The organism is Aminobacter aminovorans (assembly GCF_900445235.1).
GTDB classification, from domain to species: Bacteria; Pseudomonadota; Alphaproteobacteria; order Rhizobiales; family Rhizobiaceae; genus Aminobacter; species Aminobacter aminovorans.
Map to the genome: position 1 here is coordinate 2601165 of NZ_UFSM01000001.1, position 20546 is coordinate 2621710.

Below are 20546 nucleotides of genomic sequence, written 5' to 3' on the forward strand. Positions count from 1 at the left end.
CTGTGCCAGCCTATAGATCGCGTCATGAATGAAGAAGATCGTCCGCTCAAGCGCGGCTGGACCACCGGCGCCTGCGCCACTGCCGCCACCAAGGCGGCGTGCGTGGCATTGAAGGCGGGTGCGTTTCCCGATCCGGTGGAGATCGTGCTGCCGGGCGGGCAGAACGTGGCCTTTGCGCTGGCGAGAAACGAACGCGGCGACGGCCTGGCCATGGCCGGTATTGTCAAGGACGCCGGCGACGACCCTGACGTCACGCATGGTGCGCTGGTCATGAGCACGGTGCGGCCGGGCGCTGCTGGCAGCGGTCTTGTCTACAAGGCGGGCAAGGGCGTCGGCACGGTGACGCGGCCGGGCCTGCCGATTCCGCCCGGCGAAGCCTCGATCAACCCGGTGCCGCGCAAGATGATTGCCGGTGTCGTGGCCGAGGTGCTGGGCGAAGGCGCCGATGTCGAGGTCGAGATTTCCGTCGCCGGCGGCGAGGAAATTGCGCTCAAGACGCTCAATCCGCGCCTTGGCATCTTGGGCGGAATCTCGATCCTGGGGACGACGGGCATCGTCATTCCCTATTCCTGCTCGGCCTGGATCCACTCCATCCATCGCGGCGTCGACGTGGCCCGCGCCATGGGCTTCGACCATGTCGCGGGTTCGACCGGCAGTGCTTCCGAGATAGCGGTGCAGAAATTCCATGGTCTTCACGAGGTGCAGTTGATCGACATGGGCGACTTCGTCGGCGGCATGCTGAAATATATTCGCGCCCACCCGGTGGCGAAGGTCACCATTGCCGGCGGCGTCGCCAAGATGACCAAGCTGGCGCAAGGCCTGCTCGACCTGCATTCGAGCCGCGGTTCGGCCGATCTCGACGGCCTGGCAGCCATCGCCGTCGGGGCCGGTGCAGACACCGGACTCGAAGCCCGCATCAAGGGCGCGAACACCGTCGCCGAGGCCTTCATCGAGGCCAACAAGGCGGGCATCGGCATAGGTGACGCGGTCGCTGCTGCGGCTTGGCGCACGGCGGCAAGCGTGTTCGACAAGCTCGATATCGCGGTCGAAATCCTGGTCTTCAACCGCGAGGGAGAGCTGATGGGGCATGCGCCCTTCGCGGCCTGTCATAGCCCGTCGCGGCCCCTGAAGCGGCGCTGATAATAAGCGTCGTAGAGCGAGCTTTCGCGGAAATCTTGCGCTGCCAGCGACTGGCCGATGAAGATGATGGCGGTGCGCTCGATAGGGTCCTTTGCCAACTCGGCTGCTATCGTCGACAGCGTGGCCCTAACGATGCGCTCGTCCGGCCAGGAGGCGCGGAAGACGACCACCACGGGGCAATCCGGACCGTAATGCGGTGTCAGCTCAGTCACGACGTGGTCGATGGCGTGGATCGACAGGTGGACGGCAAGCGTGGCGCCGGTGCGGCCGAAGCCGGCAAGCGTTTCGCCCGGTGGCATCTTCGAGGCACGGCCGGAGGTGCGGGTCAGCACCAGGCTCTGGGCGACTTCGGGGATCGTCAGCTCGCGCTTCAGCGCCGCCGCTGCCGCCGCGAAGGACGGTACGCCAGGGGTCAGCGTGTATGGAATGCCGTGCTTTTCCAGCCGCCGGATCTGTTCGGCGACCGCACTCCACACCGACAGGTCGCCCGAATGCAGCCGCGCGACGTCATGCCCGGCCTTGTGGGCGTCGACATATTCCGCCTCGATCTCGTCGAGCGACATCGGTGCCGTGTCGACCAGCCGGGCGTCGGCGGGGCAATAGGTCAGAAGCTCCGGCGCAACGATGGAACCGGCATAGAGGCAGACCGGGCAGGAGCCGAGCAGGCGGCTGCCGCGCACCGTGATGAGGTCTGCCGCGCCCGGGCCGGCGCCGATGAAGTGAACGGTCAAGCTGTGGCTCCAGAGGTGGCGATGGCACAAGTGGCGGGGCCGACGATCGTGCGCGGGCCAAGCAGGGTGGCATCGCCACCGGCGGCGGCGAGCGCTGATGCCTCGGAGACAGACGGTGTAGCCGCAGCGTCCTGCGAGGCCTGAGAATGACTGAGCGTGCGCGATGCAGCAGCGGCCAGCGCCTCGTCGTCGACGACGAGCAAGGGCAGGTCGAGCCGGCGCGCGGCGGCGAGAATGCCCGGTTCGTCGCGTTTGAACGGTGCCGTGGCGAGCGCGGTCAATGCGGTGATCGCCAGACCGTGCGCCTCGAGCGCGGTTTCGATTGCAGAGAGGATGTCTTCGCGTGCTGCGCCTTTGCGGCAGCCAATGCCTGCAACCATCATGGCTTCACCCAGCTCCACTGTGTGACCGGCATTGCCGGCCGCCAGCCGGTCATCGAGCCAACAGGGGCGGCGCGGGAGACTTGAAAGCGCAGAAGATCGCCGCCATGCGCGGCATAGTGCGACAGCAGCAATGTTTCCATTTCGAGCGTGACGGCGTTGGCGACGAGGCGACCGCCTGATCGAAGTGCTGCGATTGCCGCATCGAAGACGCCGGCGTCCGAACCGCCGCCGCCGATGAAGATGACGTCTGGCGTCGGCAGGCCGATCAGCGCGTCAGGCGCTGCGCCCCTGACAACCGTGAGGCCGGGCACGCCGCAGGCGCCGGCATTGCGCTCGATGCGCTCGGCGCGCTCGGCCTTGTGCTCGACGGCGATGGCGCGCAGCGAGGTGTGACACAGCATCCATTCGACGGATATCGAGCCGGAGCCAGCGCCGATATCCCAGAGCAACTCCCCGCGGCGGGGCGCGAGCGTGGAAAGCGTGACCGCGCGGATCTCGCGCTTGGTGATCTGGCCGTCATGCTCGAACAAGTCGTCGGCTAGACCTGAGGCAAGCGGCAGGATCCGTGCCTGCGATCCGGATTCAAGCTCGAGTGCCAGGACGTTGAGCGGATTGATGTTTTCGACGTCGAAGCCTCTGGCTGTCGTGACGCGGATGCGCTCGCTTTCAGCGCCGAGCGCTTCGAGCACCGTCAAACGCGAGGCGCCGAAACCGTTGCCGGCGACAAGGGCTGCGATCTGGGCCGGCGCTTCGCCATCTGAGGTGAGTGCAATGATGCGCGCGCCCGGCTGCAGCAACGGGCGGATCAGGTCGATGGCGTGGCCGTGGAGCGAAACCGTTTCGATGTCCTGCAGCGCCCAGCCCAGCCGCGAGGCGGCCAACGAGAAGGCAGATGGGGCCGGAAGGACCCGCATTTCCGCTGACGGCACGACGCGGGAAAGTGTTGTGCCGACGCCGTGCAGGAACGGGTCGCCCGAAGCCAGCACGCAGACGTTTTCGCCGCGCAGGGCGACCACGTCACGCATTTCGCTGTCGAAGGGCGTCGGCCATGGGCGAGCCGCGCCGGCGATGAGCGTTGCTGCCAGCGCCAGATGACGCTTGCCGCCGAATACGTAGGCAGCGCCTGATATCGCGCGCTTGGCCTCGTCGCCGAGACCCGCTACACCGTCCTCGCCGATGCCGACGACGGTCAGCCATTCTTGCATCGGGGCGTCGAATTCAGCAGGCATGATGACCCACCGTATTCTGATCCTGGGCGGAACCACCGAAGCGCGGCAGTTGGCGGCCAGGCTCGCCACCCGTGGCGATCTCGACATCTTGCTTTCGCTGGCGGGCCGGACCGAAAACCCGGTCGAGCAGCCGGTGCCGGTACGAACCGGTGGCTTCGGCGGCGCGCAGGGGCTGGCCGATTGGCTGGCCGGGCACAAGACCGATCTCCTGATCGACGCCACGCATCCTTATGCGGCGCGCATCTCGGCCAATGCGGCGGAGGCGGCTCGGATATCGGGTGTGCCGATCTTCGCCCTGCGCCGTCCCGGCTGGGAGCCGGTCGCAGGTGACAGCTGGACGCTGGTGGAAGACGCCGAACAGGCTGTCGCCGCGCTGGGCCAAAGCTCGCGCCGCGTGTTCCTGGCGCTCGGTCGGCAGGAGGTGGCGGCCTTCGAGACAGCCCCCCAGCACGGCTATGTCATTCGCAGCGTCGATCCGATAGAGCCGCCGCTCGGCGTGGCCGCCGCGACCTACATTCTGGCGCGCGGGCCGTTTCGCGAAGCGGATGAGCGGGCGTTGCTCGAGGCACACAGGATCGACGTCATCGTCGCCAAGAACAGCGGCGGGCAGGCGACCTACGGCAAGATCGCGGCAGCGCGGAAACTCGGCATCGAGGTGATCCTCTTCCGCCGGCCGCAGCTTCCTGAGGTGCCGTCCGCACCTGATGTCGCTGCCATGGCCGATCTTGTCGATCATTTCGCTGCTCCGGCGGAAAAACGCGGCGTGTAGACCAGCGGGGGCTTGCCGTCGCGTTCGATCAGGCGCGTCTCGGGCGAGCCGATGACGACGCAGGTCGCCATATCGGCCTTCGCCGCATCGGCTTCGCCAAGCGTGAAGATCTCGATACGCTCGTCGGGCCGGCCGGCGGCGCGGCCGAAGATGACGGGCGTCGTGGCAGGCAGATGCTTGCGCAGGGTTTCCAACGCGCTGCCGAGCTGCCAGGGACGGGCCTTGCTGATGGGGTTGTAGAGCGAGATGACGAAGCCTGCCTGCGCGACGGCGACAAGCCGGCGCTCGATCAAATCCCACGGCTTGAGATTGTCCGACAGATTGATGGCGCAGAAATCGTGGCCGAGCGGTGCGCCGACGCGGGCTGCCACGGCCAGCATGGCGGTGACGCCTGGAACGACCGACAACTCGATGTCGCGCCATGCCCTCGGGCCGGCCTCGATGGCCTCGCAGACGGCGGCTGCCATAGCAAAGACGCCGGGGTCGCCCCCCGAGACAACAGCAACGTGGTGACCGCTTGCCGCCATATCGAGGGCGGCGTTGGAGCGCGAGATCTCCTCGCGGTTGTCGGAGGCGACGCGGGTCTGGTCAGGGCGCAGCTCAAGCCGGTCGAGATAGGGCTTGTAGCCGAAGAAATGGCTGGCTTCCGCGACCGCGCGGCTGGCTTCCGGCGTGACCTGGTCCGGATTGCCGGGGCCGAGGCCGATGACGACGAGGCGGCCGCTCAATTGTCCGCTCCGGGCTTGCCGGCCCAGCCGGGCACCAGCACGATAGCGAAATAGGGCGCCTTGTCGTCCGTCTTGTCGATAAGCTTCATGTGCTGGGTGTTAGGCATGGTGCCGCGCTCGACATAAAGCGCGCGGCCGAGCTTGCCGGTCGCGTCCAGCGCCTTGCGGATCTTCGGCAGGTTGCGGCCGACCTTCATGATGACAGCGGCGTCGGTATCGCCGAGGCGTCGGGTGAGCTCGAACTCGCTCATAGTGCCCGGCAGCACCGACAGCACGTCGTCGCCCTGAACGATCGGCACGCCGGTCTGGGACCAGCAGCCGGACATGGCGGTGACGCCGGGGATGACCTCGGTCGGGTAGAGATGCGACAGGCGCACATGCAGGTGCATGTAGGAGCCGTAGAACAGTGGGTCGCCCTCCGACAGGATCGCAACCGTACGGCCCTGATCGAGATGGGCGGCCACGGATTGCGCCGACGCCTCGTAGAAGCCCGCAATGGCAGCGCGGTAGTCGTCGTGATCCTTGTCGATCTCGATGGTGACCGGATAAATCAGCGGCAGCTCGATCACGTCGTCGCGGAAGTGCGCATCGGTGATGGTGCGGGCGTTGCCATTGGCGCCGCGCTTGGCGAAATGCGCGATCACGTCAGCCTCGGCCAGCGCGCGCACGGCCTTGAGCGTCAAAAGTTCGGGATCGCCGGGCCCGGTGCCGACGCCGATGAGGCGGCCCTTTGCAGCGGGGGCGCTCATACGCCGGGCCTCGCCAGCGAGTTGAGGGCAGCGGCCGTCATGGCGCTGCCGCCGAGGCGGCCGCGGACGATGGCGTAGGGCACGCCATAGGAATTCTCTGCCAGGGCGTCCTTGGATTCGGCCGCGCCGACGAAGCCGACCGGCATGCCGATGATGGCGGCAGGCTTGGGCGCGCCGTCGCGCAGTCTCTCAAGCAGGTAGAACAGTGCTGTCGGCGCGTTGCCGATGGCGACGACCGAGCCTGCGAGCCTGTCGACCCAGAGGTCGATTGCGGCGGCCGATCGGGTGTTGCCGATCTCCCTGGCGATATCTGATGTGCGCGGGTCGCGCAGTGTGCAGATCACTTCGTTGTCGGCGGGCAAACGGGCGCGGGTGACGCCGCGCGCCACCATTTCGGCGTCGCAGAAGATCGGCGCGCCGGCCTTCAGCGCACCGCGCGCAGCAGCGACGAAGCTTTCGGAGAAGACGAAATGTTCGGCCGCTTCGACCAGGCCGCAGGCATGGATCATGCGCACAGCAACGTCGGCCTCGTCTTCGGAGAAGCGCGAAAGGTCCGCCTCCGAGCGGATGATGGCGAAAGAGCGTTCGTAGATGGCCGTGCCATCATGGATATAGTCGTAGGCGGCCATGTTCATTCCTGTGCCAGAGCTTGCGCGAGGCGCTTTGCGCCCAACCGTGCGAGGCAGGCGGCGGCATTTTCGTCCGGCTTGCGCTCTTGGGCGAGCAATTTCGTGAGGCGGCCCATGCCGCGCGCGGCTTCATATCCTGCGGTGTAGGCGGCCGGAAGGCCCTTCGCCGTTCCGCCGACGACAAATACAGCACCCTTTTCGTCACCAACGATGGTGAGCGTGGCCGGTCCCGGATGGGCGCAGCCCTTGGCGCAGCCGGAGACGTGCAGCGACAGCGTCGGGTCGAGGCTTTCGCCGATCTCGTGGGCAATTTCGGCGGCGACGTCGCGCGCGGCGATCATGCCCGAAGCGCAGGCCGGCGCGCCGGGGCATGCGGCGATTCGGATGCGGGGATCGTTGGGGAACATGACGAAGCCAAGGGAACTGGCGGCGGCTGTGAGGTTGGCGGCGGAGGCGCCATCGAGGCCCATTACGAGCAGGGTGCGGCCTGGTGCTGGGCGGATGCAGGTGGCGCCGGCGGCTGCTGCTGCCCGGCAGAAAGCGATCAGGGCCGAGGCCTCGATGCTGCCGAAAGGCAGGGCGATGCCAAGGGCGATTTGGTTGCCGCTGAGAGAGAGGATTCCGATGGCGGATGAATCGGTTGCGGCAGAGTGCTCAGGGATCGATTCAGGTTCGAGAGCGGCAGCCTTCGCGGCGTCGCGATCCTTCCCACCCCCCTCTGTCCTGCCGGACATCTCCCCCGCAAGGGGGGAGATCTGGCTGTCACCGCCGTCTCCGTCCATCGGCAACGCTGCGTGACGAGCGCCGCCAGCGAAGTTGCCGATCTCCCCCCTTGCGGGGGAGATGTCCGGCAGGACAGAGGGGGGTGCGAAGGAATGAGAGGCTTGAAATCCTGCAATGGCAGCACGCACGACCTCCGAGCTGAGGTCACGTGCGCGGCCTTGCCGGCCAAGTGCCGCAATTGCCCGGAGAATGTCGAGCGTGGCCGCGCATGCGGCGTCTGGATCGAATTCACCGACCAAACGCGCCGAACTCTCATCGCCAGCCACCGACAAGCGCCAAAGTTCGGCATCCTTTGCCACCAGTCTGACATCGCCGATGATGTTGCCGAGCCCGATCTGGCCCCGCCCATCGACGACGACGGACACCTTGGGGCCGAGCCGCGTCCCAAGGTCAACCTCGGCTATGGCTGTCCGGATCGCTGCCGCCACCGGTTTCGGATCGGCAACTTCCGCCGGATCCATCCCGGCGAGTGGGCCGATGTCGACCGGCACCCCGGTGCGCACAGCAATGCCGAGCGCCTCGACTTCTTCCGCCAGCAAGCAAGCACTCTCCGACGTCAGGCCCCTGATCTGGATGCTGCCGCGCGCAGTCACCTCGACGATGCCGTTGCCATGCCGCGCGGCGGATTCACAGAGTCCGATCAAGACGTTGGGCGCGATTTCTCCGGCAAGCGGGTTGAGCCTCACCAACAGGCCGTCGCCGGTCGACATCGGTGCCGAAAGGGCCGGACAGGCGCCGCGGCGGGAAAAGCCGGTCATGCCGCAACCTCGCGCGCTTCAGCCTCGGCGATGAGGGCAGCCAGATCGTCGTCGACGGAGTTGCGCAGCGGGTGCCACAGGCCGCGCCGACGGGCGGTGGCAAAACGCTCGGCGATGAATTTTGCTGCCGCAGGGTTTTCGCGCAGCATGAAGTCGCGCACGTCCTCGTTGCCGACATAGGCGTCGTGGACGGCCTCGATCAGCGCTGCCGGGATGGCGTTGGTGGTCTCGGCAAAACCGATCAGCCTGTCGACCGTCTCGGCGAATTCGGAGGCGCCGCGCGGGCCATGGCGCATCTGGCCGGCAATGAAGCGGGCATTGGTGGCGCGTGCCCTGACGACGCGGCCGACAGCCTCCGTGACCGAGCGCGGCCTCGGCTTCTGCGGATCCGAGGTGTCGAGCACGATGACGTCGGCGTGCCTGCCGAGGGCTGCGACCGCTGCTGCGAAGCCGCCGATGAAGGCGACGTCGGCGGAGCCTTCGAGAATGTCGCGGCCGGGGTCGTCGCCGGTGTGCACAAGCAGGTCGGCCTCGGCAATGCGGTCGGCAAAAGCGCCCGGCGCGGAAATGCCTTCGCCGTCGCTGCCCCCGTAGGCGTGTGAGGCAGCATCGAGATAAGCCCGGCCGAGGTCCTCGCGCGCCTGCCAGTCACCGCTGGAAAGCAGGTCCTCGAGGCCGGCACCATAGGTGCCGGGGGAGGAACCGAAGATGCGTGGCTCGACCTTGCCCGCTGCGCGCGTGCTGGCGGCGAGCGGGTTGTCGTGGTCGTCCTCGTCGCGGGTGGCAACGGCGCGGGCGGCGGCGTCGATGAGCGCGATCTGGGTCGGGAACATATCGCGAAACAGGCCAGAAATCCGCCAGGTGACATCGACGCGCGGGCGGCCGATCGCTGCCGGCGGCAGCACTTCGATGCCGGTGACGCGACCGGTGGCGGCGTCCCATTGCGGCCGACAGCCCATCAGCGCCAAGCCCTGGGCGATCTCCTCACCGCCGGTGCGCAAGGAAGCGCTGCCCCACAGGTCGATGACGAGCGCACGCGGCCATTCGCCATGGCTCTGCAGGTAGCTGCGCATGACCTCGTCGCTGGCTGCCTTGCCGAGGTCGAAGGCCGTCGGCGTCGGCATCGTGCGCGGGTCTGAGGTGAACAGGTTGCGCCCGGTCGGCAGGACGTCGGTACGGCCACGTGCCGGAGCGCCCGCTGGGCCGGCTTTGATATGGCGGCCGTCGAGCGCGGCGATCAGGTTTTTCCGCTCGGCTTCTGCGCTGGCAAGGCGCGTTGGGTCAGGCTCATTCTCTTCGGCGCGGCCATAGACATGCAGGCCGTCCTTGATGGCGAAATCCTTGAGGTCGCAGAGCCAGGCGTCGATGCGGCGCAGCGCTTCGTCGGGCGCGTCGGTCCCGGCGACGCCGGCCTCGGCAGCAAGGCCGGTCTGCGACGCCGTTTCGACGATGAGCTTGGCCAGGCGGTCGCGGCGCCGACGGTCGAGGCCGTCGGCCTGGGCGTATTCGTCAACCAGGCGCTCGAGCTTCCGCTGGTGTTCGTCCAGGCCGGCAGCGGCGAGCGGCGGCGGCAGGTGGCCAAGCGTGATCGCTGCGATGCGACGTTTGGCCTGGGCCGCCTCGCCGGGATTGGAGACGATGAAGGGATAGACCACCGGCAGCGAGCCGGTGACGATTTCAGGAAAGCAGTTCCGGCTCAGTGCCACCGCCTTTCCCGGCAGCCATTCGAGCGTGCCATGGGCGCCGACATGGACGATTGCGTGGATGCCGAGCGACTTCTGCAGCCAGAGGCCGAAGGCGAGCAGCGCGTGGCGCGGCGGTAGCGTCGGGTCGTGATAGTCGGCGCGGCGATCGGCCGAACGGCCGCGGTCAGGTGCGAGGGCGACGGTGATGTTGCCGAAGGTGGCGGCGCGGAAGACGAAGTGGGGCAACGTAGAGCGCGCACTTCCGCCTTTAGCCTCCGCTTCGGGATAGCCCCACGCCGCTTCGACAGCTTTCCTCGCCTCCTCAGGCAGTTCTTCGGCAAGCGTGAGATAGTCTTCGAGCGCCAGCCCTTGCCCGTCAGCCTCGATCAGGGCGAGCAATGCGCGCGGCGATTGCGGAATCGATTCAACCGTGTAGCCGGCCTCCTTGAGGTCGTGCAGCATGGCGAGCACGCTTGATGGCACGTCGAGACCGACGGCATAGCCGGTGCGACCGGGCGCGCTGGGATAGTCGGGGATGAGAATCGCCAGCTTGCGCTTTTCGGGCGGTGTCTGGCGCAGGCTGAGATGCGCCGCGATCCGGCGGGAGACCTGTTCGACACGGTCTGGTTCGGGCCGGTTGGCGAAGGCGCGGAAACCGAGGGCTGGGTCGACTTCGCTCTCCGCCTTGAACGAGATGGCGCCGGCGAGGATACGACCGTCGAGCTCGGGCATCACCACATGCATGGCAAGATCGGCGGGCGCGAGGCCGCGCGGGCTGCCTTCCCAGGCTTCGCGGCGGGTGGTGGCGACGATGACCTGGAACACCGGCACGCCGGCGCGGTCGAACAGCGTTTCCGTGCCCGGTTCGGCGCCGGCGGCGAAGGCGGTTGCGGTGATGATTGCCGTGGGCGCGAGCTGGTCCAGGGCTGCTTCGACGAATGCGAGGGAGGCCTTATCCTTGAGGCTTGAGACGAAAATCGGGACGGGGCGGAGGCCCTGTGTTCTCAGTGCCTCGACCAACGCGTCGATAGGGGCGACGTCGGCGGCGAGCAGCATCGAACGGTAGAAGAGGATGGGGATGGCAGCAGAGCTGGAGATGGCGTGATCCTGCGCACCCCCCTCTGTCCTGCCGGACATCTGCGCAGAGGCGCTGGTCCATCCGGCAAAAGAGGCTTCTAAATCACAGACGATGCCCCGCGCCGGATCATAAAAACCCGCCTTCGGCACTGCGACGGGTGCCGCCATAGCATTCTTGCCATCCGCCAGGCCGGCCAGCCGCGCCACCAGCGCCTTCATGTTCTCCGGGCCGCCCTCGCGGAAATAGCCGAGTAGGGCGTCGAGTTCGGTGCGCGGCAGGGTCGAGGCCTCGATCAGCCTGAGATCCTCGTCGTGGCTTTCGCCCGGCAAGAGCGCCAGCGCGATGCCTTTTGCGCGCGCCATCGCGGCAAGCTGGTCGCAGCCGTAGCGCCACCAGTCGTGGCCGCCGAGAATGCGGACAAGGATGACCTTGGCGTGGCTGGCGACGCTGTCGATCCAGAGATCGACCGACATCGGATGGCGGAGGTCGCGCAGGCTTGCGAGCCGCATCGATGGCAGGTTTTCCGCGTCCGCCTTCCAGGCGCCGGCGAGGCCGGCCAGATCGCTGTCGGTGAAGGACAGCGCCACCACATCCGCAGGCTTCTGCCTGAGGTCGACAGGCTCGATCAGGTCATCGAGCGAGGCGGAGGTGGTGGTGAGGATGTGCATCCCGGCTGTCCGGTTCAGCCGACCAGGATACGCTCTATGGCCGGGCGGTCGAGGCCCTTGAGGCCGATCACGACCAGGCGCGAGCGGCGGTCGTCCTCTGCGGTCCAGGCGCGGTCATAATAGTGGTTGACGCGCGGTCCGACGGCCTGGACGAGCAGGCGCATCGGCTTGCCGCCGACGTCGACGAAGCCCTTTACACGCAACACATTCTCTTCTTCGGCGGCGGTGGCGACGCGTTTCGCCAGTTCGTCGGGGTTGGCGATCGACGGGATCTCGATGACGAAGGTATCGAAGTCGTCATGCTCGTGGTCGAACGCCCCGTCGTGATGGGTCTTGCGGTTTTCGATGTCGTCCTCGACGGCGAGGCCGAGGCCGAGCAGCACCGACGGATCGACCTTGCCATGCGCCGACGGCACGATCTTGACGGCGCGTGCCAGGTGCTCGCGCACGATGGCGGTGGCGCGGGCGTGACCGGCTTCGTCGAGCAGGTCGCTCTTGGACAGGATGATGAGGTCGGCGCAGGCGACCTGATCCTCGAACACTTCCTCGACCGGGTCGTCGTGGTCGAGCGAATCGTCCGCACTGCGCTGGGCGGCGAGCGCTTCCATATCGGAGGCAACTTTACCTGCGGCCAGCGCGGGGCCATCGACCACGGCGATGACGCCGTCGACCGTCACGCGGCTCTTGACCGTTGGCCACTGGAAGGCCTGGACCAGCGGCTTGGGCAGCGCCAGGCCCGAGGTCTCGATCAGGATGTGGTCAACTCTCGGAGTAAGCGACAGAATCTGGTCGAGGGCAGGGACAAAGTCGTCGGCGACGGTGCAGCAGATGCAGCCATTGGCCAGTTCGACGATGTTTTCCTCCGGGCAGGCATCGACGCCGCAGCCCTTGAGAATCTCGCCGTCGATGCCGACATCGCCGAACTCGTTGACGATGATGGCGAGGCGCTTGCCCTTGGAGTTCTCGAGGATGTTGCGCAGCAGCGTGGTCTTGCCGGCGCCGAGAAAGCCGGTGACGACGGTGCAGGGAACGCGTTCGACGGAGGCGGTCATGGGTCTTCCTTGATGAGAGCAAGTGGTGGTATGCGCGCGACGAGGCCGCGCTTGAGGCTATCTGGACGGCCGCGCCAGGGGATCAGGCCGTCGGTCGAGGTGGCGAAGAGTCTTGCGCCGGCGACGAGATCGTCGCCCGACATGGTGTTGAGATCGCCGAAGACGTAGCTCCACGCGCCGTCGCGTATCAGGGCGGCGCTGAGGCGGCGCTTGCAGTTGCCCAGGCACTCGACGCTGCGCACGGCGATCTCGCCATTGGCGGCGAGGCGGGCGTGCTCGGCAAGCTGGGCGCCGGCGCGCGGATGGGCGTCCGAGCCGGTTTCGTCGCGGCAGGATGAGCAGACGAGGATGGTGACGTCGCATGAGCGCGCGTCGGCTGCATCGCAGGATGCGTCGGCTGATGCGACCGGAAGGTTGTCGTCGAAGTCCAAATCCAGGCTCCTTGCCCGGGGCACCCGCCAGGCGATCGGATCAATGTCAACGACGGCAGGTCTCCTGGCTTGCGGATCGTCACCTTCGCTCGCCTTCCCGGGAAAATCCCAGTGGTCTTCGAGCTTGGCTCTTCGCTCACAGTTGCGGGGACAGCCGCGGATTTGACGCCACCGGCGCGCACCGCATTCCCTCTTAGCCTTCGCCGTTGCGGGCAAAGGACCGTCTGTGGGCGATTTAGGCTTTGGTGAGGGGTGGAGTCAACGTGATGGAGCGACAGCCGCCGTCGCAGCGGTCTTTTTTGGCGGCACATGGGACGTCGATTGACAAGCGCAGCCGGCGTTCTCAAATACGCGCATGTATCGAAATCGCGCGCAGCTTGAGGAAGGGTATCTCGCCCAGGCGAAGATAGAGTTCCTGTTTTTTTGGGGTCATCAGCCGTCAAGGGACGGGAAGATCACCTCGTCGTGCCTCAGCCAATGGTGGCCAGCTCCCTTCGCGGTCGATGCTGTCTCCTATCCAACCGTCGAGCATTGGATGATGGCCGAGAAGGCTCGCTTGTTTGGAGATCATGAAATCGCGTCCAGAATCCTGGAGACCGAGAGCCCGAAGCAGGCAAAGCAGTGGGGCAGAGAGGTGCGCGGCTTTGATGCAGCCCGATGGGATGATGAGAAGTTTGGCGTCGTCGCAGAAGGCAACGGTCACAAATTCGGACAGAACCCGGCCTTGCGAGAATTTCTGCTCAATACAGGAAGTGCCGTTCTGGTCGAGGCAAGCCCCGTCGACAATGTCTGGGGAATAGGTCTTGCCGCAGACGACAACCGCGCCAGCAATCCACTTCAGTGGCGTGGCGACAATCTCCTCGGCTTCGCGCTGATGCAGGTGCGTGAGGAGCTACGCGGTTGAGTTCTTGTCACTCGCAAAGCGTCGCGTAGCCATATCCATCAGGCCGGATCCAAGATCGCCCGCGGGCGTCACCTCGATGCGTTCGAGGCCGAGCCAGTCGCACATCTGCTGGAGTTCTTCGTAAAGTTCGGCTGCGGTTTCCGGTGGCGCACAGGGCTCTGCATAGGCGGCGTGGACGCGCAGGATACCCGCCGGACGGTCGGCCTTCAGGTCGATGCGGGCGACGATGCGCTCGCCCAGAAGGAAGGGCAGGACGTAGTAGCCGTATTGGCGCTTCTCGGCCGGGGTGTAGATTTCGATGCGGTAGCGGAAGCCGAACAATTGCTCGGCACGGGTGCGCTCGAAGACGAGCGGATCGAAGGGCGCAAGCAGGGCGCGTGCCTGGATCTTGCGCGGAATGCGCGCATCGGCGTGGAGATAGGCCTGCCGGTCCCAGCCCTCGACGCGGACGGGAATCAGTTCGCCGGTTTCGACCAGCTCTTCGAGCCGGCCTTTCACGTCGGCTGGCGACAGGCGGAAATAGTCGCGCAGGCAGATGCCGGTTGCGACGCCATGGGCGCGGGCGGAGATTCGCAAGAGATCGCGATGCGCATCCTCGGCCTGGGGAGCAGGACGGTCATAAATGTCGGCCGGCAGCACGCGCTCGGGCAGATCATAGAGGCGTTCGAAGCCACGCCGCGAATGGGTGGTGATGCGGCCGGCCCAGAACAGCCATTCGAAGGCATGCTTTTCCTGGCTCCAGCCCCACCAGCCGCCGGAACCCTTGGCGCCCTCGATGTCGGAAGCGGCGATCGGACCGCGGTCGACCACCTGGCGAAAGATCTCTTCTATATAGGGCCTGTTTGCACGGCCGAACTTGGCAAGCCCGCCATACATCCCGTCCTCGGCCCGCGCCATGCGCCAGCGCAACAGCGGAAAGGTCTCCAGCGGCAGCAGCGACGCTTCATGCGCCCAGTACTCGAACAGCATGCGCTTCTTCGGAGCCATGGCGTCGTCGAGCAGGGCCATGGGGTAGGGGCCGAGTCGCGAGTAGAGCGGCATGTAGTGGGCGCGCACGACGGCGCTGACCGAGTCGATCTGCAGCAGGCCGGTGCGGTCGAGCACGCGCTGCAGGTGACGCCGCGTGATCGCGCCAGTGGGGCGCGGGTCGGCAAATCCCTGGGCCGCCAATGCGATGCGGCGGGCCGTGGCGAGTGAGAGTTTTTCCTTCATTGCGGCAAGCTATCGCAGTCTCTTGAGGGGTGACGCAAGGGCACGAGAATCGGCCCTTTGCTGCAAATGCTAGCAGAACTGGGGCTCCGGTCTTGTCAGGAGCGTAAACTTGAGTAAAAGGCGAAGGAAATCAAAGACGAGCCACACGCGCAGGATTTTGGTCCAGCAGTGGGCTTTGCCACGTTTTGGCCAAGGTTGGACTTGCTTCGACCGACCGGCTGCGCTAACCGTCGCCGCATTGCAGCACGACCGTTTCGTCCGGCTCGGCGAGAATCTGTCGCGCTTCCGGAAACGGACCCCGTGCTGTAAATCTGGGTGGATAGGCCACCAACGGAATTCGCAGCATGAACGCTCTCCTGAGTTCGTATCTGCCCATCGTCATTTTTATCGGTGTGGCGCTTATTGTCGGCATTGCGCTTATCGTGGCGCCTTTCCTCGTCGCCTACCGCAATCCGGACCCGGAAAAGCTTTCAGCCTATGAGTGCGGCTTCAACTCGTTTGACGACGCCCGCATGAAGTTCGACATCCGCTTCTATCTGGTCTCCATCCTGTTCATCATCTTCGATCTCGAAGTGGCGTTCCTATTCCCGTGGGCGGTGTCCTTCGGCGAGATCGGCATGCTCGGCTTCTGGTCGATGATGATCTTCCTGGCCGTGCTGACCATCGGCTTTGTCTATGAGTGGAAAAAGGGAGCGCTGGAATGGGATTGAACGACGCCTCCGGCACCCTGATCGCGCCGAAGCCGAAAGGCATCATCGATCCGAACACCGGCAAGCCCATCGGTTCAGACGACGCCTTCTTCGGCGAACTGAACAACGAGTTGTCCGACAAGGGGTTCCTCGTCACCTCGTCCGAGGCGCTGATTACCTGGGCGCGTACCGGTTCGTTGATGTGGATGACCTTTGGCCTGGCCTGCTGCGCCGTCGAGATGATGCACATCTCGATGCCGCGCTATGACGCCGAACGCTTCGGTATCGCGCCGCGCGCCTCACCGCGCCAGTCGGACGTGATGATCGTCGCCGGCACGCTGACCAACAAGATGGCGCCGGCACTGCGCAAGGTCTACGACCAGATGCCGGAACCGCGCTACGTCATCTCGATGGGCTCATGCGCCAATGGCGGTGGCTACTATCACTATTCCTATTCGGTGGTGCGCGGCTGCGATCGCGTCGTGCCCGTCGACATCTACGTGCCCGGCTGTCCTCCGACCGCCGAAGCACTTCTCTACGGCATCCTTCTTCTCCAGAAGAAGATCCGCCGCACCGGCACGATCGAGCGGTGATCCCAGATGAGTGAAGCCCTGAACGACCTTGCCGCGTACATTGCGGAAAAGCTCGATGCGGACATCGAAGAAAGCGTCGTCGCCTATGGCGAGCTGACGCTGACGGTGAAAGCCGCCGACATCGTCGATGTGATGACCTTTCTGCGCAGCGACGTGCAGTGCCAGTTCGTGTCGTTCATCGATGCCGCCGGCGTCGACTACCCGCAGCGCCGCAAGCGCTTCGACGTCGTCTACCATCTGATGTCGCCGCGCCAGAACCTGCGCATCCGCGTCAAGGTCAGCACTGACGAGGACACGCCGGTCCCGTCGATCACCTCGGTCTATCCGGGCGCCGACTGGTTCGAGCGCGAAGCCTATGACATGTATGGCATCCTGTTTTCGGGTCATCCCGACCTGCGCCGGCTTTTGACCGACTACGGTTTCGAAGGTCACCCGCTGCGCAAGGACTTTCCGCTCACCGGCTTCGTCGAGGTTCGCTACGACGACGAGCAGAAGCGCGTCGTCTACGAGCCGGTCGAGCTGAAGCAGGAATTCCGCAATTTCGACTTTTTGTCTCCCTGGGAAGGCACCGAATACGTGCTGCCGGGTGACGAAAAAGCCAAGACGAATTGAGGCGCCGAAATGGCTGAAACCTCCGTCCGCAACTTCAACATCAATTTCGGCCCGCAGCATCCGGCGGCGCACGGCGTTTTGCGCCTGGTGCTCGAGCTGGACGGCGAAGTCGTCGACCGCGTCGATCCGCATATCGGCCTTTTGCACCGCGGCACCGAAAAGCTGATCGAGCAGAAGACCTATCTGCAGGCCGTTCCCTATTTCGATCGCCTCGACTATGTCGCGCCGATGAATCAGGAGCATGCCTTTGCGCTCGCGGTCGAGCGCCTGCTCGGCCTCGAAGTGCCGAAGCGCGGCCAGATCATCCGCGTGCTCTATTCCGAGATCGGCCGCATCCTGTCGCACCTGCTCAATGTCACCACGCAGGCTATGGACGTCGGCGCGCTGACCCCGCCGCTGTGGGGCTTCGAAGAGCGCGAAAAGCTGATGGTGTTTTATGAGCGTGCCTGCGGCGCGCGCATGCACGCAGCCTATTTCCGGCCGGGCGGCGTCCACCAGGACCTGCCGCAGAAGCTGGTCGAAGACATCGGCAAGTGGATCGATCCGTTCCTGCAGACCGTCCAGAATCTCGACGACCTTTTGACGCCGAACCGCATCTTCAAGCAGCGCAATGTCGACATCGGCGTGGTCTCGCTCGACGACGCATGGGCCTGGGGTTTCTCGGGCGTCATGGTGCGCGGTTCGGGTGCCGCCTGGGATCTGCGCAAGAGCCAGCCCTACGAATGCTATTCGGAAATGGATTTCGACATTCCGATCGGCAAGAACGGCGATTGCTACGACCGCTATCTGATCCGCATGGAAGAGATGCGGCAGTCGGCGAAGATCATGCGCCAGTGCGTCGATCTGCTGCTCGGCAAGGAAAGCACCGGTCCTGTGTCCAACATGGACGGCAAGGTGGTTCCGCCGAAGCGCCAGGCGATGAAGCGCTCGATGGAATCGCTGATCCATCACTTCAAGCTCTACACCGAAGGCTATCGCGTGCCGGCTGGCGAGGTTTATGCAGCCGTCGAGGCGCCCAAGGGCGAATTCGGCGTCTTCCTGGTCTCCGACGGCACCAACAAGCCTTACCGCTGCAAGCTGCGCGCACCGGGTTTCGCCCATCTCCAGGCGATGGATTTCCTGTGCCGCGGCCACATGCTGGCGGATATCTCGGCCGTTCTCGGCTCCCTCGACATCGTGTTTGGTGAGGTCGACCGCTAAATGTCAGTCCGCCGTCTCGCAGAAGCCAGCGTCCAGCCAGCGTCATTCGCCTTCAACAAGGCGTTTACGGCGCAGGCCAAGACCTGGATCAAGAAGTACCCCAAGGGCCGCGAACAGTCGGCCGTTATCCCGCTGCTGATGCTGGCGCAGGAACAGGACGGCTGGGTGACCAAGGCGGCCATCGAGCATGTCGCCGACATGCTCGCGATGCCCTACATCCGCGCGCTCGAAGTCGCGACCTTCTACACCCAGTTCCAGCTCAAGCCGGTCGGCACGCGCGCCCACATCCAGGTGTGTGGCACCACGCCCTGCATGCTGCGCGGCTCGGAAGAGCTGATAGATGTGTGCCGCTCGAAGATCCATCACGACCAGTTCCACACCAACGAGGCGGGAACCTTGTCGTGGGAAGAGGTCGAGTGCCTTGGCGCCTGCGTCAACGCACCGATGGTCATGATCTTCAAGGACACCTACGAGGACCTGACGCCGGAGCGTTTGGCCGAGATCATCGATCAGTTCGATGCCGGCAAGGGCGACAAGGTCAAGACTGGCCCGCAGACTGGCCGCGTGTTCGCTGCGCCGCTGACCGGCTTCACTTCGCTCAAGGAAGAGAAGGGCGTGCTCAAGACGACACGCGACAAGGAAGCCAAGGCCGCGACAAAGGCTGCCAAGGCGGCTGCCGTAGAAACGGCCGTTCCGCCGTCGAACGCCGCCAAGCCGAAGACCGACGCGATCGAGACCAGCCCGGCTGTGAAGTCGCCGTCGAAGGTCAAGGCAGCACCCGCAGCCGAGAAGGCAGCAAGTGTTGCAGCGCCCAAGGCAGCAGTTGCGGCCAAGCCGTCGCTCGAAGACAAGAACCGTCCGGCCGGCATCGCCAAGCCGGCTGCCGTCGACGACCTCAAGCTGATCTCGGGCGTCGGCCCGAAGATCGAGGGCACGCTGCACGAACTCGGCATCTTCACCTTCGGCCAGGTCGCTTCCTGGAAGAAGGCTGAGCGCGAGTGGGTCGACGGTTACCTGAATTTCAAGGGCCGCATCGAGCGCGACGACTGGGTCAAGCAGGCCAAGGCGCTCGCCAAGGGCGGCGTGGCTGAATACGTCCGCGTCTTCGGCAAGAAGCCGGTCTGAGGAGCAAGAACATGCTTGAAGACAAGGATCGCATCTTCACCAACATCTACGGCCGCTTCGACCAGTCGCTGGCCGGTGCGATGGCGCGTGGCGCCTGGGACGGCACTGCCGGCATCATCGAGAAGGGCCGCGAGTGGATCATCAACGAGATGAAGGCGTCGGGCCTGCGCGGCCGCGGCGGCGCCGGCTTCCCGACCGGTCTCAAGTGGTCGTTCATGCCCAAGAGCAACCCGGATGGCCGTCCGTCCTATCTCGTCGTCAACGCCGACGAATCCGAACCCGGCACCTGCAAGGACCGCGACATCCTGCGCCATGACCCGCATACGCTGGTCGAAGGCTGCCTGCTCGCCGGTTTCGCCATGGGTGCCGTGGCCGCCTACATCTATGTGCGCGGCGAGTTCATCCGCGAACGCGAAGCGCTGCAGCGCGCCATCGACGAGGCCTATGACGCCAAGCTGATCGGCAAGAACAACAAGAACGGCTACGACTTCGAGATCTACGTCCATCACGGCGCCGGCGCCTATATCTGCGGCGAAGAAACTGCGCTGCTGGAAAGCCTCGAGGGCAAGAAGGGCCAGCCGCGCCTGAAGCCGCCGTTCCCGGCCAATGTCGGCCTCTATGGCTGCCCGACGACGGTCAACAACGTCGAGTCGATCGCCGTTGCGCCGACCATCCTGCGCCGCGGTGCGGCCTGGTTCTCCGGCATCGGCCGTCCGAACAATGTTGGCACCAAGCTGTTCATGCTGGTTGGCCACGTCAACACGCCCTGCACGGTCGAAGAGGCCATGGGCATCAGCTTCCGCGAGCTGGTCGAAAAGCATGGCGGCGGTATCCGCGGCGGCTGGGACAACCTGCTTGCCGTCATTCCCGGCGGTGCGTCCTGTCCGGTGGTCAAGGCCGAGGACATCATCGATTGCCCGATGGATTTCGACGGCCTGCGCGAGCGCAAGTCGTCCTTCGGCACGGCTGCCGTGATCGTCATGGACAAGTCGACCGACATCGTGAAGGCGATCGCGCGGCTCAGCTACTTCTTCAAGCACGAGAGCTGCGGCCAGTGCACGCCGTGCCGCGAAGGCACCGGCTGGATGTGGCGCGTCATGGAACGCCTGGTGCGTGGTGAAGCGCACAAGCGCGAGATCGACATGCTGCTCGATGTCACCAAGCAGGTGGAAGGCCACACGATCTGCGCGCTGGGCGATGCGGCGGCATGGCCGATCCAGGGCCTGATCCGCAACTTCCGCCCGGAGATCGAGCGCCGCATCGACGAGTTCTCGCGTAATGCGCACCGCAGCGAGCCGGTGCTGGTGGCAGCTGAGTAAGGGTTAAGTCAGAAAGTGCGGGCCGAAGGTCCGAAATAGGAAACGACGAGGCAGAGGCGAACGGCGAAGGCGACAAGGA

General features: G+C 65.4%; 20 protein-coding genes and 1 riboswitch. Of the genes, 9 read left to right on the top strand and 11 right to left on the bottom strand.

What is annotated here, in order from left to right; genetic code table 11:
- Positions 1 to 24: 24 nt before the first annotated feature.
- Positions 25 to 1140 (top strand): cobalt-precorrin-5B (C(1))-methyltransferase, encoded by a 1116-nt coding sequence (locus DY201_RS12700; protein ID WP_115731511.1) that lies wholly within the window; start codon positions 25 to 27, stop codon positions 1138 to 1140.
- Here DY201_RS12700 and cobM read toward each other — a convergent pair.
- The 3 genes from cobM to cbiE are packed head-to-tail and all read right to left on the bottom strand — an operon-like array spanning position 1107 to position 3483.
- A complete protein-coding gene (gene cobM / locus DY201_RS12705) occupies positions 1107 to 1871 on the bottom strand; it encodes a precorrin-4 C(11)-methyltransferase (RefSeq protein WP_115731512.1) in 765 nt (254 codons plus the stop codon). The genes DY201_RS12700 and cobM overlap by 34 nt on opposite strands.
- A complete protein-coding gene (locus tag DY201_RS12710; protein ID WP_115731513.1) occupies positions 1868 to 2254 on the bottom strand; it encodes a cobalamin biosynthesis protein in 387 nt (128 codons plus the stop codon). The genes cobM and DY201_RS12710 overlap by 4 nt, the downstream gene beginning before the upstream one ends.
- Positions 2251 to 3483, bottom strand: a complete 1233-nt coding sequence (cbiE, locus tag DY201_RS12715; protein WP_115731514.1) for a precorrin-6y C5,15-methyltransferase (decarboxylating) subunit CbiE — start codon at positions 3481 to 3483, stop codon at positions 2251 to 2253. Before cbiE ends, DY201_RS12710 begins: the two co-directional genes overlap by 4 nt.
- A gap of 1 nt (position 3484) precedes the next feature.
- Between cbiE and DY201_RS12720 the strand changes: the two genes are divergently transcribed.
- Positions 3485 to 4252, top strand: coding sequence for a cobalt-precorrin-6A reductase (locus DY201_RS12720; protein ID WP_165916040.1), 768 nt, complete (start codon positions 3485 to 3487; stop codon positions 4250 to 4252).
- Here DY201_RS12720 and DY201_RS12725 read toward each other — a convergent pair.
- From DY201_RS12725 to DY201_RS12755, 7 genes are read right to left on the bottom strand one after another with little or no spacing between them, the layout of a single operon-like run.
- Positions 4216 to 4980 (bottom strand): precorrin-3B C(17)-methyltransferase, encoded by a 765-nt coding sequence (locus DY201_RS12725; RefSeq protein WP_115731516.1) that lies wholly within the window; start codon positions 4978 to 4980, stop codon positions 4216 to 4218. The genes DY201_RS12720 and DY201_RS12725 overlap by 37 nt on opposite strands.
- A complete protein-coding gene (locus tag DY201_RS12730) occupies positions 4977 to 5729 on the bottom strand; it encodes a precorrin-2 C(20)-methyltransferase (RefSeq protein WP_115731517.1) in 753 nt (250 codons plus the stop codon). Before DY201_RS12730 ends, DY201_RS12725 begins: the two co-directional genes overlap by 4 nt.
- Positions 5726 to 6358, bottom strand: a complete 633-nt coding sequence (locus DY201_RS12735) for a precorrin-8X methylmutase (protein ID WP_115731518.1) — start codon at positions 6356 to 6358, stop codon at positions 5726 to 5728. The genes DY201_RS12730 and DY201_RS12735 overlap by 4 nt, the downstream gene beginning before the upstream one ends.
- Before the next feature lie 2 nt (positions 6359 to 6360).
- Positions 6361 to 7899 (bottom strand): precorrin-3B synthase, encoded by a 1539-nt coding sequence (gene cobG / locus DY201_RS12740; protein WP_115731519.1) that lies wholly within the window; start codon positions 7897 to 7899, stop codon positions 6361 to 6363.
- Positions 7896 to 11330 (bottom strand): cobaltochelatase subunit CobN, encoded by a 3435-nt coding sequence (gene cobN / locus DY201_RS12745; protein ID WP_115731520.1) that lies wholly within the window; start codon positions 11328 to 11330, stop codon positions 7896 to 7898. The genes cobG and cobN overlap by 4 nt, the downstream gene beginning before the upstream one ends.
- A gap of 14 nt (positions 11331 to 11344) precedes the next feature.
- A complete protein-coding gene (gene cobW, locus DY201_RS12750; RefSeq protein ID WP_115731521.1) occupies positions 11345 to 12382 on the bottom strand; it encodes a cobalamin biosynthesis protein CobW in 1038 nt (345 codons plus the stop codon).
- Positions 12379 to 12813 (bottom strand): DUF1636 family protein, encoded by a 435-nt coding sequence (locus DY201_RS12755; RefSeq protein ID WP_115731522.1) that lies wholly within the window; start codon positions 12811 to 12813, stop codon positions 12379 to 12381. Before DY201_RS12755 ends, cobW begins: the two co-directional genes overlap by 4 nt.
- A gap of 37 nt (positions 12814 to 12850) precedes the next feature.
- Positions 12851 to 13053, bottom strand: a riboswitch (cobalamin riboswitch).
- Between the two features lie 115 nt (positions 13054 to 13168).
- Between DY201_RS12755 and DY201_RS12760 the strand changes: the two genes are divergently transcribed.
- Entirely contained in the window at positions 13169 to 13717 is a 549-nt protein-coding gene (locus DY201_RS12760) for a riboflavin biosynthesis intermediates N-glycosidase (protein WP_115731523.1), read from the top strand.
- Here the strand turns inward: DY201_RS12760 and DY201_RS12765 are convergent.
- On the bottom strand, positions 13706 to 14929 hold the full coding sequence (locus DY201_RS12765; protein WP_115731524.1) for a winged helix-turn-helix domain-containing protein: 1224 nt from the start codon (positions 14927 to 14929) through the stop codon (positions 13706 to 13708). The two genes, DY201_RS12760 and DY201_RS12765, sit on opposite strands and share 12 nt — an antisense overlap.
- A 344-nt stretch (positions 14930 to 15273) precedes the next feature.
- On the opposite strand from DY201_RS12765, the gene DY201_RS12770 reads away from it, so the two are divergent.
- The 6 genes from DY201_RS12770 to nuoF are packed head-to-tail and all read left to right on the top strand — an operon-like array spanning position 15274 to position 20467.
- A complete protein-coding gene (locus tag DY201_RS12770) occupies positions 15274 to 15639 on the top strand; it encodes an NADH-quinone oxidoreductase subunit A (protein ID WP_115731525.1) in 366 nt (121 codons plus the stop codon).
- Positions 15630 to 16211, top strand: coding sequence for a NuoB/complex I 20 kDa subunit family protein (locus tag DY201_RS12775; protein ID WP_067960703.1), 582 nt, complete (start codon positions 15630 to 15632; stop codon positions 16209 to 16211). The genes DY201_RS12770 and DY201_RS12775 overlap by 10 nt, the downstream gene beginning before the upstream one ends.
- A 6-nt stretch (positions 16212 to 16217) precedes the next feature.
- On the top strand, positions 16218 to 16823 hold the full coding sequence (locus tag DY201_RS12780) for an NADH-quinone oxidoreductase subunit C (protein WP_115731526.1): 606 nt from the start codon (positions 16218 to 16220) through the stop codon (positions 16821 to 16823).
- A gap of 9 nt (positions 16824 to 16832) precedes the next feature.
- Positions 16833 to 18023: an NADH-quinone oxidoreductase subunit D gene (locus DY201_RS12785; RefSeq protein WP_115731527.1), complete on the top strand. Its 1191-nt coding sequence runs from the start codon at positions 16833 to 16835 to the stop codon at positions 18021 to 18023.
- Positions 18024 to 19148 carry an NADH-quinone oxidoreductase subunit E gene (locus DY201_RS12790; RefSeq protein ID WP_115731528.1) on the top strand — a complete coding sequence of 375 codons (1125 nt, stop codon included), beginning with the start codon at positions 18024 to 18026 and terminating at the stop codon, positions 19146 to 19148. It abuts the gene before it with no gap.
- Between the two features lie 11 nt (positions 19149 to 19159).
- Positions 19160 to 20467, top strand: coding sequence for an NADH-quinone oxidoreductase subunit NuoF (gene nuoF, locus DY201_RS12795; RefSeq protein ID WP_115731529.1), 1308 nt, complete (start codon positions 19160 to 19162; stop codon positions 20465 to 20467).
- Positions 20468 to 20546 lie beyond the last annotated feature (79 nt).